This is a genomic window from Acinetobacter sp. 742879 (genome assembly GCF_000588535.1).
In the GTDB taxonomy this organism is placed as follows: Bacteria; Pseudomonadota; Gammaproteobacteria; order Pseudomonadales; family Moraxellaceae; genus Acinetobacter; species Acinetobacter pittii.
On record NZ_JFYC01000008.1, the window covers coordinates 160,551 to 176,064 of the forward strand.

The window sequence follows — 15,514 nt, forward strand, 5'->3', positions numbered from 1 at the left end:
CCTTTTTTTTTTGAAAAAAACAGCCTTTTTTTACTTTTTTTTGATGAACGTTTAGTTTTATAAAAATAGAGAGACTTGTGTGATTAATTTAAATCGTTTTTTAATTTAACAGCTTATTTTTATCAATAAAAAATATATTTTTATATAGTTAAATTAGACAATTAATAAATTAAAAAGCGCGTATTAAACGCGCTTTTTAATTAAACACTCAGATTAATGACCTGAGATTGTAATTGTAGAAGTCCCTACATTTAAACCTTGAATTTCAACATCACCAATTGAAGCTGCTTTAACCGCACCGGTACCCCAAGTACCATCAGTTGCTTTAGTATTTGTACCTAAACGTACACCCTGTACATAAACGTTCATACCTTGAGTACTGTTATTTTGGATTTGTAAACCTGTTGGTACAACTGAAATTTCAGCATCAACATCTAAATCACCAGTCGTATTACCAGCGCCTCGAACCATTACTTTATCCAATAAAATCGATCCCCCCCCCGCAGCGTCGTTGATACCAAAGTTAGATAGTGTTAAACCGCCCTGTAAAGCAGAGTTCACTTTAATCATCGCACCCTGTGGAGTAGTACCTAATTGTACGTTGGCTGAAATTGCCCCTAGAGACAAATCTAAACCAGAGATAATTTCAGTTGGAGCAGTTTCATTAATACCACGTACAGCAGTAGTTGTATTTAAAGTACCAGAAGTACCCACACCAATAGAACCAACACTTACATTAACAGCACCCACGTTTGCAGCAACGTTTAAAAACGCGCCATTATTACCAGCTGCACCAACACTATCAATTTTAAGATCCAACAAATTAGCAGTTTGATCAACCTGTGTAACAGATACTCCGCTTACTACAATCGCACCAGCTGTTGCCGCAGCACCTGTAATACCTGTAGCAGGGTCTAAACCATCATTATCATGAATAAATACTTTATCGATAGAAATACCGCCAGCACCTAAAGCGATACCGATATTAATACCATCTTGACCTGTAGCAGCACTAAGCGCAGCATCGTCCATTGACTGCATTGCCATTGCATTTGCACTGATAGCTAAAGAAGAAACTAAAGCAAGTTTAGTAAACATTTTCATTGAGCACTCTCCCAAGAGCATTTATTTTTTGACTTAACCACTCTATTGTCTCAAATTGCATTTTTCTTTATATGGCAACCGAAACTTCCAATCCTTGAGTAGTTTTGCTTAGCAATTACTAAATTACATCTACGTTAATTTTTGTTCAACTAGTGTTGTGCATTTTTTGCCAACTACCCGACAAACGGTACACTCAAGTTTTTCTACACAAACCTTGTTAAAAACAATAAATTCTAAGTTGAAAATTTCGTTCATTTTATCAGCAAAAAGTTTAGTATTTAAAAGACTTTCTCCTGATGAAGTACAACTTATAGTAAACTAACTACTCTCTCATTAAACACTCTTTTATTTAAAAATGTCTCAGTTAAAGAAAAAAATCTCTTTATATAGTAAAAATGCTGCCGATATTTTAAAAAAATTAAATGGTTTAACTGGGCTTATTTATTTAAATGATAATAACAACCCAATTATCGGATTTCTTCCGCAAGATTATATTATTATTCAAAATGAAAATTATTTAGATTTTGAGCGCCAAAATTTCAACGAATATAAAAATAGATCAAAATCAAATCAACTCTTAAATTTCATTCAATTTAAAGAAAACAATTTAAATAAAGACATTAAATCAACAACAAGTTTTATGGGTGGTTATATTGGTTTTATCAGCTATGATTTCAGTGCACATCAATTTATTAATGGACGAAATCATATACAACCTTCTCTATTCCTAGGCCAATATCGATCTTTTTTAAAATATATAGATAATGATTGGTACTTTTTTAGTGATGAAGAAAATGCAATTGATCTATTCTCATATATTGAAAATAAAATAGAGAATTTTGGTTCTAATAACTCTAAAAATATATTTGAATTAAAAACAACTATTCAACCAAGATGGTCTAAAAAACAATATTTCGATGCTTTCTATAAAATACAAGAATACATTAAAGCTGGTGACTGCTATCAAATTAATTTAACCCAAGAGTTTAAAGCTAAATTTTCAGGATCCTTATTAAATAAAGCTAAAGACTTATGGCAACTTACAAATGCTCCATATGCAGGTTATTTAAAATTAGATGATTTTGAATTATTAAGTTGCTCTCCCGAGCTTTTCATCGAATTTAATCAAAATGAACAAATTAAAACTAGACCTATTAAAGGCACAATGCCTCGCTATGAGAATGCAGAAAAAGATTTTATTTCTAAACAAACCTTAAAAAACTCTCAAAAAGACCAAGCAGAAAATGTGATGATTGTCGATTTATTACGTAATGATTTGAGCATTTATGCCAATACAGGATCTGTAAAAACAACAAAATTATTCGAGATTGAAAGTTTTAATCAGGTACATCACATGGTAAGCGAGATCGTTGCGACCCTTAAAGATGATATTAATCCTATGCAAATGCTGCTCTCTGCCTTACCAGGAGGTTCAATCACAGGAGCTCCCAAAATTCGGGCAATGCAGATCATTGAAGAGTTAGAGGAATCAGCAAGAGGTGCATATTGCGGGACAATGGGTTACTTCAATTTTGATGGAACTGGCCGCTGGAATATTCTCATCCGTAGTTTTCAACAATATCAGAATCAGCTCTCTTTATGGGCAGGTGGTGGTATTACGATTGCATCAAATGCAGAAGCAGAATATCAAGAAAGTCTTGATAAAGTCTCTGCTATGCTGAACTTGATGAACAGCACAGCAGAGTAAAATTTAGAGAATATCTTCTTTTAATGTCTGTACTAAACGCTCATTTTGCTCATCAGTTCCTACAGTAATTCGCAAGAATTGATTAATACGAGGCTTATTGAAATAGCGCACAATAATGCCCTGCTCACGTAATTGCTGTGCAAGCTGACCTGCATCATGCGATGGATGTGAAGCAAAAATAAAGTTTGCTTTAGAAGGTAAAACTTTAAAGCCCAAAGCAGTTAATTCATCTACTAGCTTTTCACGACTAGAAATAACTTTTTGACATTGTTCTTCAAAATAAGTTTGATCTTCAAAAGAGGCTACCGCTGCTGCAATTGCAAAACGGTCAATAGGATATGAGTTAAAACTATTTTTGACAGCTTCAAGTGCAGCAATTAAATGAGACTGAGCAATCGCGAAGCCAACGCGTAAACCCGCAAGAGAGCGAGATTTTGAAGTTGTTTGACACACAACCAGATTCTCATAGCGATTTACTAAACTCACAGCTGATTCTGCACCAAAATCAACATAAGCCTCATCAATGACAACCACCCGATCTGGGTTAGCTTTTAAAATTTGTTCTATTTCTGCTAAACCTAGTGCAATACTTGTTGGAGCATTAGGGTTTGTAATAATAACCCCACCATTTGGTTGCACATAATCTTTAACTTCTATCTCAAAATTATCATTGAGTGGGATTTCTTTAATCTTTGTACCAAAAAACTGACTATAAACTGGGTAAAAGCTATAAGTGATATCTGGATAAAGAATTGGTTCATCTTGAAGAAAAAATGCTTTAAAAATATGAGCAAGCACTTCATCTGAGCCATTACCAACAAAAACTTGTGAAACATCAATATTCTGTTGCTTAGCAATCGCATGTTTTAATGCCGTAGCATCTGGGTCTGGATATAAACGCAATGCATCAGCCTGATGAGTTAAAACAGCTTGAACTGCTTCAACTACTTTTGGTGATGGCGGATATGGGTTTTCATTTGTATTGAGCTTCAATAAATTCTGAATTTTAGGCTGTTCACCAGGAACGTACGGCTCTAACTCACGAACTTCTGGACTCCAAAAGCGCATTTGTGCTGTAGATAAAGTCATGGTCTTATCTCAAAAAAGGGCTGAAAACCAGCCCTGAGTAATAATTAAAAAACTACAAGGTTTATAAGCTTATTGATAACGATAGCGAGCTGAGCGTGCATGGGCATCTAAGTTCTCTTGGACAGCTAAGATGTCGGCTGTTTTGGCTAACGATTTGACTCCATCTTTCGAACACATGATTAAGCTCGAACGTTTTTGGAAATCATAAACACCTAATGGAGAAGAAAAACGAGCAGTTCCGGAAGTCGGCAATACATGGTTTGGACCTGCACAATAATCACCAATTGCTTCAGGTGTATAGCGCCCCATGAAAATTGCTCCAGCATGACGAATATCTTCACTCATAGTCTCAGCATCATCTAAGCAAAGTTCCAAATGTTCTGGTGCAACTTGGTTAATTAAATCAATTGCTTCTGCACGGTCCTTTACTAATACCAAAGCACCACGGTTTTCAATCGAAGTTCTCGCAATGTCTGCCTTTGGCAATTCATTTAAATGCTTTTCAATTGCCAACTCTACCGCATTAAGCAAAGCTTCATCAGGAGTAATGAAAATAGCTTGAGCAACTGTGTCATGTTCAGCCTGAGATAAAACATCCATAGCTAACCAATCTGCATTATTTTCACCTTCTGCATATACTAAAATTTCAGAAGGTCCAGCAATCATATCAATACCGACCTGACCAAATACAGCGCGTTTGGCAGCTGCCACAAAACGATTTCCAGGGCCAGTAATTTTATCTACAGGTGGAATGGTCTGAGTACCATAAGCAAGAGCTGCTACAGCTTGAGCTCCCCCAATGGTGAATACCCGACTCACTCCTGCAAGGTAAGCTGCCGCTAGAACTAATGGATTTAGTTCACCGTTTGGTGCAGGAACAACCATAATAATTTCAGGTACACCAGCAACATGGGCTGGCACTGCATTCATTAAAACTGAAGACGGATAAGAGGCTAAACCACCTGGTACGTAAATACCCACACGGTCTAGAGGTGTGACTTTTTGTCCTAATGTATTACCCAAATCATCTATATAAGTCCAGCTCTCTTGTTTCTGAGCTTCATGAAATGAACGAATACGCTTTGCTGCTAACTCTAGAGCATCACGAATTTCTGGGCTTAAATTATCAAAAGCAGTTTTAAGTTGTTGTTGAGATAATTCTAAATCTGAAAATTGATGCGCAGGATGTCGATCGAACTGTTGAGTAAGCTTTAAAACATGATCATCACCATGCTGACGAACATCAGCAATAATTTGATCTACTGTTTGCACTAAATTAAGATCATTCACAGTTTCAAATGCTAAAAGCTCAGCAAAAACCTGTTTGAAGTTCTGATCTTGAGTCGATAAACGTCGCATCAATTTACCCACAAGGCGAAAAAGAAAAACTAAGTTTACTCTTTTTCTAAGCGCTTGTGGGCATCATCTGAAGCAACTATCACAAAAGCATGATGGGAAATTGCTTTTAACGTGATTGAACAGCTTGCTCGAGCTGTGAAATGATTGGGTTTAATAAAGTTTGCTTACGTTTAAAGCTGGCTTTATTTACAATTAAACGTGAAGAGACTTTGCAAATCTCCTCTAATGGCTCAAGACCATTCGCTCTTAGAGTATTACCAGTATCAACCACATCCACAATGTAATCACCCAAACCTACTAAAGGCGCTAACTCCATAGAACCATAGAGTTTGATCACATCGACTTGCTCACCTAAGCTTGCATAATACTGACGTGTAAGATTGACGTATTTCGTGGCAATTTTTAAACGGCCTTTTGGACGTTCCATTCCCACTTTACCAGCAGTCATTAATTTACACTTAGCGATTTTCAGGTCAAGTAGCTCATATACATGCTGAGCGCCATGTTCCATCAACACATCTTTGCCTGCTACACCTAAATCTGCTGCGCCATTTTCTACATAGGTAGGCACATCAGATGCACGTAAAATCAAAATACGTACTTGCTTATGCGTAGTAGGAAAAATCAGTTTGCGGGACTTTTCCGGATCTTCGAGCAAATTAATACCCGCTGTAGCCAGTAAAGGTAACGTCTCTTTTAAGATACGCCCTTTACTGAGTGCCAAGGTCAAACCATGATCAAAATTGCCCATCACATCAAAATTAGGATCATCGTTTCTTACATCATTCATTAACTTACTCGCTTAATTTTGGCACCTAAACCTTGAAGTTTCTCTTCGACATGCTCATAACCACGGTCAATATGGTAGATACGGTCAATTAAGGTATCTCCTTCTGCCACTAAAGCTGCCAAAACTAGAGAGAACGAAGCACGCAAATCTGTTGCCATTACGGGTGCAGCCTGTAAAGTTTCTACTCCAGTTACGACAGCATCGTGACCTTCAACCTGAATATTAGCACCCATGCGTGACAATTCAGGAACATGCATAAAACGATTTTCAAAAATCGTTTCAGAGATAGTTGCAAATCCACGACCAATAGCATTTACAGCCATAAGCTGAGCTTGCATATCTGTTGGAAACTCTGGATGTGGCAAAGTTCTAAAACTTACAGCTTTAGGGCGTTTGCCTAACATATCAAGTTCGATCCAGTCATCACCACGAGTGACTTCAGCACCCATTTCTTCAAACTTATCCAAAACAGATTCAAGTAATGCAGGGTCGGTATGTGTAGTCTTGACACGACCGCCCGTAATTGCAGCAGCTGCCAAATAAGAACCCGTTTCGATACGATCAGCTACCACAGCATATTCACAGCCATGCAAACTTTCTACTCCAGTTACAACAAGAGTATCAGTATCAAGTCCTTCAATCTTGGCACCCATTTTAATGAGCATTTGAGCAAGGTCAGTGATCTCAGGCTCACGAGCTGCATTACGAATAGTCGTAACACCATCAGCCAGCGCAGCAGCCATCAAGATGTTTTCAGTACCACCAACGGTAACCATATCAAAAACAACTTCGCCACCTTTTAAACGACCTTCAACTGAAGCATGGACATAACCATTTTCAACTTCAATATGTGCACCTAAAGCTTCTAAGGCTTTTAAATGCTGATCAACTGGACGTGATCCAATTGCACAACCACCTGGTAAAGAAACTTTCGCATTACCGTAACGCGCTAATAATGGTCCTAAAACCAAAATTGAGGCGCGCATTGTTTTTACTAGTTCATATGGAGCAAACTGATTATCTAAAGTAGAGGTATCAGCTTTTACTGTGTCATTTTCATAGCCGATTGTAACCCCTAAACCACCAATCAACTTGACCAAAGTATTTACGTCTTTAAGATTTGGAACATTAGTGATCGTAATTGGAGAGTCTGCAAGAATAGTTGCAGCAAGTAATGGTAAAGCTGCATTTTTAGCACCAGAAATGCGCACTTCCCCGTCGAGCTTAACACCACCCGTAATTAAAAATTTATCCATTAATATTTAAGCTCCGAAAAGGCTTGCTTTACGCCATTCATCTTTGGTCATTGCACGAATTGTTACCGCGTGAACTTCGCCACTTGCAATATAAGTATTTAATGGTGCATAAACTAATTGTTGGCGAGCAACAGTACGCTTACCGTCAAATTGATCATCCACAATACGGAGGTCAAATTTTCCGGCCTGTCCGCTCACCGCTACTTCCGCTTCAGGGAAAGCTTCTTTTAAAATTTGAGTGAGCTGTTCACTATTCATTGCAAAGACCTCTGACACAACCTAAGGTGTAAAACGAAGTATTTTACTATAACTTTTTCAAAGAATTCAGTACGTGTTTATATTTTATCAATAAAAAAGAGGCTATGTTTCAAGCCTCTTTCAATTATATAAAACTTATTAAATAGAAACAGTAACTTGCGAATAAGTGCACTGCATTTTCCGATATTTTAATAATTGTTTTTTTAATTTTTCAGTTAGTTTTTTAATTGAAGTATACATATCATCAGCAGTTGCCTGAGCAAATAACTCAATTCCCGGCAATCTTACAATAGCCTCTGCAACATGGTTCGAACTACCTTTATGAGAGCGCTTATCAATTTGATGATCTTTTGTTAATTTAATCTGCATACTATTCACCTGATCTAAGTGTTTTATTAACTGATTAAATTTTGATTTAATATTTTCTTCTATAGCTGGTGTAATTGCTAAATGATGTCCACGAATCGTTATTTGCATAATTCTATCCCTCACCTTTTTTAGGTTATCTAAAGAAGAACTAAAACGATTTAATGCTATCAAAAAGAAAACTTAGGACAATTAAACCATTTTAGTTACTCTCTTGGTGAAAATGAAATTTCATTATTTCGTCATAATGAATCTCTAGAATAGCCATACTTCAAAATTCAGATCAAGACTTTTCTTTCAGACGACGAAGGAATATGTAACGATTCTCGATATTTTGCGACCGTTCTTCGAGCCACTTCAATTCCCTCATCCTTTAACAATGTAGCAATTACATTATCTGACAAAGGCTTACGTGGATTTTCATTGGCGACTAGTTTCTTAATCATTGCCCGAATTGCGGTGGAAGAGGCCTCTCCCCCTGCTGTTGTTCCTACATGGCTAGAGAAAAAATATTTCAACTCAAATAGACCACGAGGCGTAAGCATATATTTATTTGTAGTTACACGAGAAACTGTGGATTCATGCAATTCGACTTCTTCTGCCACGTCTCGAAGAACTAGCGGCTTCATCGCTTCCGGGCCTATTTCCAAAAAAGCTTTTTGATGCTCTACGATACAAGAAGCTACTTTTAATAACGTTTTATGCCTTTCATCAATACTTTTGATAAAGTTTTTCGCCTCAAGCATCTGGTTACGTAAATATAAATTATCCTCACTCTGATCTGCTCTACGAATCATACTAGAGTAAAAAGAATTAATTCTTAATTTAGGAAGTACATCTGGGTTTAGCTGAACCTGCCAATGTAAATCTTTTTTTGAAACCACTACATCGGGAATTTGATAATCAGATTCTTGCTTATCAAATTCCATACCAGGATAAGGTTTTAACGTTTTTAAAAGATTGATTGCAAACTTTAATTGGTCTTTCGTTAAACCAGTTTGTTTGAGTAATTTATTAAGATCATTCGCTATCAAAAGCTCATAATACTGTAATAGATTTTTTGCCTCATTTAGATATTCAACATCTTTTGGTAGAAATTCGAGCTGTACCTTTAAACATTCCGCTAAATTACGCGAACCAATCCCTAAAGGATCAAGTCGTTGAATATGTTTTAAAACAACTAAGACCTCATCTTCTTCAATCTCTTCCTCAATATCCATTTCATTCAATAATTGTTGTGCCGCTAAAATTATTTCTTCAATTTCAGCATCTAAAAATCCCTTATCATCTAATGCATCAACAATACAATAAGCAATTAATTGATCGATTTTAGAAAAATGCAAAAGATTAACTTGTTCTAGAATATATTCCTTTAGCGATAATTGAACTTGGCGATTATCCTCTCGCTCTTCAAATTCTGGAGTAGCCAAAGCTGTTGATTGATGGGTATAAACATCATCCCACTCTGTATCAACAGGTAAATCATCAGGTAAATGATCTGCATTTAGCTCAGTCGTTAAGTCATCCGATTCTTTATTTTCTAATGCAGCCAGACTCTCCGTTAGTGATTCTTCTTCTATTTTTTCAAGTAAAGGATTACTATCTAGTTGAATCTGAATTTCCTGTTCAAGCTCTAAACTAGAGAGTTGTAACAAACGAATCGCCTGCTGCAATTGAGGTGTTAACGATAGAGAATTCGCTACTTTCAATCCAACAGATAATTTCATATATTTCATTTTCCATAAAACAAGCAAAAATCATGCCTATTCAATATTTATAACATATAGTCTCCATTTGTCATACATATCCAACTGAAATTTGCAGAAGAAAAAAGAGATTTTTCCAATTATAAAAATAATCTTATTAAATTAATTCTATCAAACATAGTTCTCAAATAAAGTCAGACGCGAAATCTTGTTATAAAAAGTTAATTAGGAGGAGGTAGTTCTCTTTTAATTTTGTTTAATTGATTACCCTTCGATTGTATAGTTTTTCTATTAAATTTAAAAACTCAAGTCATAGTTTAATTTTATGTTTATTTCCCACACATATATTTTTTATCACATAAAAAAACACCCCCATTCATTAGAATGGGGGTGTTTAGAATAATGAGCTGGCGATGACTTACTCTCACATGGGTAACCCCACACTACCATCAGCGCTAAGAGGTTTCACTTCTGAGTTCGGGAAGGGATCAGGTGGTTCACTCTTGCTATGGTCGCCAGCACAACTGGTATGGATACTTGCTTCGTTTTATTCACTGTGTGATACGTTGCGTTTTCCAAATCTTTACAGATGGGCTGATTGGTCTGATTTTTCGTTGTTCATTTTAGCTAAGTGTTTAACTAAATCAAGTTGCTTTGCATGTTTATGAATCGATTGATGCTTCATATACAACTGCTTGGGTGTTGTATAGTCAAGCCTCACGAGCAATTAGTATTGGTCAGCTTCACATATCACTATGCTTCCACATCCAACCTATCAACGTCCTAGTCTCGAACGGCTCTTTAGAGGAATAAATTCCTAGGGAAATCTTATCTTGAGGTAGGCTTCCCGCTTAGATGCTTTCAGCGGTTATCCCTTCCGAACATAGCTACCCGGCGATGCGACTGGCGTCACAACCGGTACACCAGAGGTTCGTCCACTCTGGTCCTCTCGTACTAGGAGCAGATCCTCTCAAATTTCCAGCGCCCACGGTAGATAGGGACCGAACTGTCTCACGACGTTCTAAACCCAGCTCGCGTACCTCTTTAAATGGCGAACAGCCATACCCTTGGGACCTGCTTCAGCCCCAGGATGAGATGAGCCGACATCGAGGTGCCAAACACCGCCGTCGATATGAACTCTTGGGCGGTATCAGCCTGTTATCCCCAGAGTACCTTTTATCCGTTGAGCGATGGCCCTTCCATACAGAACCACCGGATCACTAAGACCTACTTTCGTACCTGCTCGACTTGTGGGTCTCGCAGTTAAGCGCGCTTTTGCCTTTATACTCTACGCGTGATTTCCGACCACGCTGAGCGCACCTTCGTACTCCTCCGTTACTCTTTAGGAGGAGACCGCCCCAGTCAAACTACCCACCAGACACGGTCCTCGTCCCGGATAACGGGACAGAGTTAGAACCTCAACATTACCAGGGTGGTATTTCAAGGACGGCTCCATTGGAACTAGCGTTCCAACTTCAAAGCCTCCCACCTATCCTACACAAGTAAGGTCAAAGTTCAGTGTCAAGCTGCAGTAAAGGTTCACGGGGTCTTTCCGTCTAGCCGCGGGTACACTGCATCTTCACAGCGATTTCGATTTCACTGAGCCTCTGCTGGAGACAGCGCCGCCATCATTATGCCATTCGTGCAGGTCGGAACTTACCCGACAAGGAATTTCGCTACCTTAGGACCGTTATAGTTACGGCCGCCGTTTACTGGGGCTTCGATCAAGAGCTTCGCTTACGCTAACCCCATCAATTAACCTTCCAGCACCGGGCAGGCATCACACCCTATACGTCCACTTTCGTGTTTGCAGAGTGCTATGTTTTTAATAAACAGTTGCAGCGGCCTGGTTTCTGCGGCTGTCGTCAGCTCAGGAAGCAAGTTCCATCACCAACAACAGCGTACCTTCTCCCGAAGTTACGGTACCATTTTGCCTAGTTCCTTCAGCAGAGTTCTCTCAAGCGCCTTGGTCTACTCGACCTGACCACCTGTGTCGGTTTCGGGTACGATTCCTGTGTAACTGAAGCTTAGAGACTTTTCCTGGAAGCATGGTATCAGCCACTTCACTGTACAAGTACAGCTTGCTATCGGATCTCAGTATAGAGTACCCCGGATTTGCCTAAGATACATACCTACATCCTTCCACCTGGACAACCAACGCCAGGCTGACTTAACCTTCTCCGTCCTCTCATCGCATTACACAGAAGTATTGGAATATTAACCAATTTCCCATCGACTACGCCTTTCGGCCTCGCCTTAGGGGTCGACTCACCCAGCCCCGATTAACGTTGGACTGGAACCCTTGGTCTTTCGGCGAACGGGTTTTTCACCCGTTTTGTCGTTACTCACGTCAGCATTCGCACTTCTGATACCTCCAGCATACTTCTCAATACACCTTCATCGGCTTACAGAACGCTCCCCTACCACTTGACTAATGTCAAATCCGCAGCTTCGGCACATAGTTTTAGCCCCGTTACATCTTCCGCGCAGGCCGACTCGACTAGTGAGCTATTACGCTTTCTTTAAAGGGTGGCTGCTTCTAAGCCAACCTCCTAGCTGTCTATGCCTTCCCACATCGTTTCCCACTTAACTATGATTTTGGGGCCTTAGCTGGCGGTCTGGATTGTTTTCCTCTTGACTACGGACGTTAGCACCCGCAGTCTGTCTCCCGGATAGTACTCATAGGTATTCGGAGTTTGCATCGGTTTGGTAAGTCGGGATGACCCCCTAGCCGAAACAGTGCTCTACCCCCTATGGTATTCGTCCGAGGCGCTACCTAAATAGCTTTCGGGGAGAACCAGCTATCACCAGGCTTGATTAGCCTTTCACCCCTATCCACAAGTCATCCCCTGGCTTTTCAACGACAGTGGGTTCGGTCCTCCAGTTAGTGTTACCCAACCTTCAACCTGCTCATGGATAGATCGCCTGGTTTCGGGTCTATACCCAGCAACTAAACGCCCTATTAAGACTCGATTTCTCTACGGCTCCCCTATACGGTTAACCTCGCTACTGAATATAAGTCGCTGACCCATTATACAAAAGGTACGCAGTCACACCACGAAGGTGCTCCCACTGCTTGTATGCATGCGGTTTCAGGATCTATTTCACTCCCCTCACAGGGGTTCTTTTCGCCTTTCCCTCACGGTACTGGTTCACTATCGGTCAGTCAGGAGTATTTAGCCTTGGAGGATGGTCCCCCCATATTCAGACAAGGTTTCACGTGCCTCGCCCTACTCGTCATCATTATGTGTGCCCTTTCGTGTACGGGAATATCACCCTCTACGTTCGCACTTCCCAGAGCGTTCCACTAAAACACACATAACTTAATGGGCTGATCCCCGTTCGCTCGCCGCTACTGAGGGAATCTCAATTGATTTCTTTTCCTAAGGGTACTGAGATGTTTCACTTCCCCTCGTTCGCCTTGCAACACTATGTATTCATGTTGCAATACCTACCTTAAAGTAGGTGGGTTCCCCCATTCAGAAATCTCCGGATCAAAGGATATTTGCCGCCTCCCCGGAGCTTTTCGCAGGCTATCACGTCTTTCATCGCCTCTGACTGCCAAGGCATCCACCACATGCACTTAATTACTTGACTATACAACCCCAAACAGTCGTCAACACCTACAAGTGAGTGTTGTCCGTGCGATTCTTCATCGCTACTATCTGTTGTCTGTGTACTTAAACACTGTACAGCTTCAATCTAAATTCATATACCAAAACGCTTGATTCAGTTAATTTGCTAGTTCTCAATTCATCTAGATTAATTGCTTAACCTAAACTCTTGAGTGAACAATTTATTTCAGACTCAATTTTGCCAATCTGTTAATGAATAAACATGCCTTCGTCAGGTCATGCTTAATACCGTGATACTTAAATCACAGAAGTTAATAAACCAAGACCGAAATCTCTATTTACTAATTTCTGTAATCCGAACTTCTCTTAAGTTCTGGTGGAGACTAGGAGAGTCGAACTCCTGACCTCCTGCGTGCAAAGCAGGCGCTCTACCAACTAAGCTAAGTCCCCAGCTTACATCATCAGTCATGTATCTTTTATCTATAACTTCAACCAGTCAAAGTCATGGTGGGTCTGACAAGACTTGAACTTGTGACCCCACGCTTATCAAGCGTGTGCTCTAACCAACTGAGCTACAGACCCTCAGATACATCTATGAAGAACAACTTGTTGTGGATTCTTACCAATCGTCAATCTTTCGTTAAGGAGGTGATCCAGCCGCAGGTTCCCCTACGGCTACCTTGTTACGACTTCACCCCAGTCATCGGCCACACCGTGGTAACCGCCCTCTTTGCAGTTAGGCTAGCTACTTCTGGTGCAACAAACTCCCATGGTGTGACGGGCGGTGTGTACAAGGCCCGGGAACGTATTCACCGCGGCATTCTGATCCGCGATTACTAGCGATTCCGACTTCATGGAGTCGAGTTGCAGACTCCAATCCGGACTACGATCGGCTTTTTGAGATTAGCATCCTATCGCTAGGTAGCAACCCTTTGTACCGACCATTGTAGCACGTGTGTAGCCCTGGCCGTAAGGGCCATGATGACTTGACGTCGTCCCCGCCTTCCTCCAGTTTGTCACTGGCAGTATCCTTAAAGTTCCCGACATTACTCGCTGGCAAATAAGGAAAAGGGTTGCGCTCGTTGCGGGACTTAACCCAACATCTCACGACACGAGCTGACGACAGCCATGCAGCACCTGTATGTAAGTTCCCGAAGGCACCAATCCATCTCTGGAAAGTTCTTACTATGTCAAGGCCAGGTAAGGTTCTTCGCGTTGCATCGAATTAAACCACATGCTCCACCGCTTGTGCGGGCCCCCGTCAATTCATTTGAGTTTTAGTCTTGCGACCGTACTCCCCAGGCGGTCTACTTATCGCGTTAGCTGCGCCACTAAAGCCTCAAAGGCCCCAACGGCTAGTAGACATCGTTTACGGCATGGACTACCAGGGTATCTAATCCTGTTTGCTCCCCATGCTTTCGCACCTCAGCGTCAGTGTTAGGCCAGATGGCTGCCTTCGCCATCGGTATTCCTCCAGATCTCTACGCATTTCACCGCTACACCTGGAATTCTACCATCCTCTCCCACACTCTAGCTAACCAGTATCGAATGCAATTCCCAAGTTAAGCTCGGGGATTTCACATTTGACTTAATTAGCCGCCTACGCGCGCTTTACGCCCAGTAAATCCGATTAACGCTTGCACCCTCTGTATTACCGCGGCTGCTGGCACAGAGTTAGCCGGTGCTTATTCTGCGAGTAACGTCCACTATCTCTAGGTATTAACTAAAGTAGCCTCCTCCTCGCTTAAAGTGCTTTACAACCATAAGGCCTTCTTCACACACGCGGCATGGCTGGATCAGGCTTGCGCCCATTGTCCAATATTCCCCACTGCTGCCTCCCGTAGGAGTCTGGGCCGTGTCTCAGTCCCAGTGTGGCGGATCATCCTCTCAGACCCGCTACAGATCGTCGCCTTGGTAGGCCTTTACCCCACCAACTAGCTAATCCGACTTAGGCTCATCTATTAGCGCAAGGTCCGAAGATCCCCTGCTTTCTCCCGTAGGACGTATGCGGTATTAGCATTCCTTTCGAAATGTTGTCCCCCACTAATAGGCAGATTCCTAAGCATTACTCACCCGTCCGCCGCTAAGATCAGTAGCAAGCTACCTCTCTCCGCTCGACTTGCATGTGTTAAGCCTGCCGCCAGCGTTCAATCTGAGCCATGATCAAACTCTTCAGTTAAAATCATTTTGCACCTTATTAAAGACAAGGTGCCAATTCTGGCTCATCAATTACTGACTTAAATTTCGCTCAAATAAACTTCGAGTAATTTAAACCAATCAATCAATGAAAATTATTTCGATTA

At 40.6% G+C, this 15,514-nt stretch carries 9 protein-coding genes, 2 tRNA genes and 3 rRNA genes; 1 reads left to right on the forward strand and 13 read right to left on the reverse strand.

Annotated features, from left to right (window positions below; genetic code table 11):
• Window positions 1-213 precede the first annotated feature (213 nt).
• Window positions 214-1,104 carry a putative pilus system protein FilA gene (gene filA, locus J690_RS15965; RefSeq protein ID WP_032036889.1) on the reverse strand — a complete coding sequence of 297 codons (891 nt, stop codon included), beginning with the start codon at window positions 1,102-1,104 and terminating at the stop codon, window positions 214-216.
• Window positions 1,105-1,459: 355 nt separating this feature from the next.
• Between filA and J690_RS15970 the strand changes: the two genes are divergently transcribed.
• Window positions 1,460-2,812: an anthranilate synthase component I family protein gene (locus tag J690_RS15970; RefSeq protein WP_032036890.1), complete on the forward strand. Its 1,353-nt coding sequence runs from the start codon at window positions 1,460-1,462 to the stop codon at window positions 2,810-2,812.
• 3 nt (window positions 2,813-2,815) lie between these two features.
• On the opposite strand, the gene hisC is transcribed toward J690_RS15970, so the two are convergent.
• The 12 genes from hisC to J690_RS16030 all read right to left on the reverse strand — a co-directional run bounded on the left by hisC (window position 2,816) and on the right by J690_RS16030 (window position 15,390).
• Complete coding sequence (hisC, locus tag J690_RS15975) at window positions 2,816-3,901, reverse strand: histidinol-phosphate transaminase (RefSeq protein ID WP_032036892.1); 1,086 nt, start codon at window positions 3,899-3,901, stop codon at window positions 2,816-2,818.
• 69 nt (window positions 3,902-3,970) lie between these two features.
• Window positions 3,971-5,260 (reverse strand): histidinol dehydrogenase, encoded by a 1,290-nt coding sequence (gene hisD, locus J690_RS15980; RefSeq protein WP_032036894.1) that lies wholly within the window; start codon window positions 5,258-5,260, stop codon window positions 3,971-3,973.
• A gap of 106 nt (window positions 5,261-5,366) precedes the next feature.
• Window positions 5,367-6,050, reverse strand: a complete 684-nt coding sequence (gene hisG, locus J690_RS15985) for an ATP phosphoribosyltransferase (RefSeq protein ID WP_005071248.1) — start codon at window positions 6,048-6,050, stop codon at window positions 5,367-5,369.
• Window positions 6,050-7,306 (reverse strand): UDP-N-acetylglucosamine 1-carboxyvinyltransferase, encoded by a 1,257-nt coding sequence (murA, locus tag J690_RS15990; RefSeq protein ID WP_002115380.1) that lies wholly within the window; start codon window positions 7,304-7,306, stop codon window positions 6,050-6,052. The genes hisG and murA overlap by 1 nt, the downstream gene beginning before the upstream one ends.
• Window positions 7,307-7,312: 6 nt before the next feature.
• On the reverse strand, window positions 7,313-7,564 hold the full coding sequence (ibaG, locus tag J690_RS15995) for a BolA family iron metabolism protein IbaG (protein WP_002115399.1): 252 nt from the start codon (window positions 7,562-7,564) through the stop codon (window positions 7,313-7,315).
• A 138-nt stretch (window positions 7,565-7,702) separates the two neighbouring features.
• Complete coding sequence (gene hpf / locus J690_RS16000; RefSeq protein WP_032036895.1) at window positions 7,703-8,041, reverse strand: ribosome hibernation-promoting factor, HPF/YfiA family; 339 nt, start codon at window positions 8,039-8,041, stop codon at window positions 7,703-7,705.
• Window positions 8,042-8,208: 167 nt separating this feature from the next.
• Entirely contained in the window at window positions 8,209-9,657 is a 1,449-nt protein-coding gene (locus J690_RS16005; RefSeq protein ID WP_032036897.1) for an RNA polymerase factor sigma-54, read from the reverse strand.
• Between the two features lie 384 nt (window positions 9,658-10,041).
• Window positions 10,042-10,156 (reverse strand): 5S ribosomal RNA (gene rrf, locus J690_RS16010).
• 186 nt (window positions 10,157-10,342) lie between these two features.
• Window positions 10,343-13,233: ribosomal RNA gene (locus J690_RS16015) — 23S ribosomal RNA — on the reverse strand.
• A gap of 352 nt (window positions 13,234-13,585) precedes the next feature.
• A tRNA-Ala gene (locus tag J690_RS16020) sits at window positions 13,586-13,661 on the reverse strand.
• A 55-nt stretch (window positions 13,662-13,716) separates the two neighbouring features.
• A tRNA-Ile gene (locus tag J690_RS16025) sits at window positions 13,717-13,793 on the reverse strand.
• A 59-nt stretch (window positions 13,794-13,852) separates the two neighbouring features.
• A 16S ribosomal RNA gene (locus J690_RS16030) occupies window positions 13,853-15,390 on the reverse strand.
• Together the 16S, 23S and 5S rRNA genes with 2 tRNA genes alongside form the textbook arrangement of a ribosomal RNA operon.
• Between the last annotated feature and the right edge of the window lie 124 nt (window positions 15,391-15,514).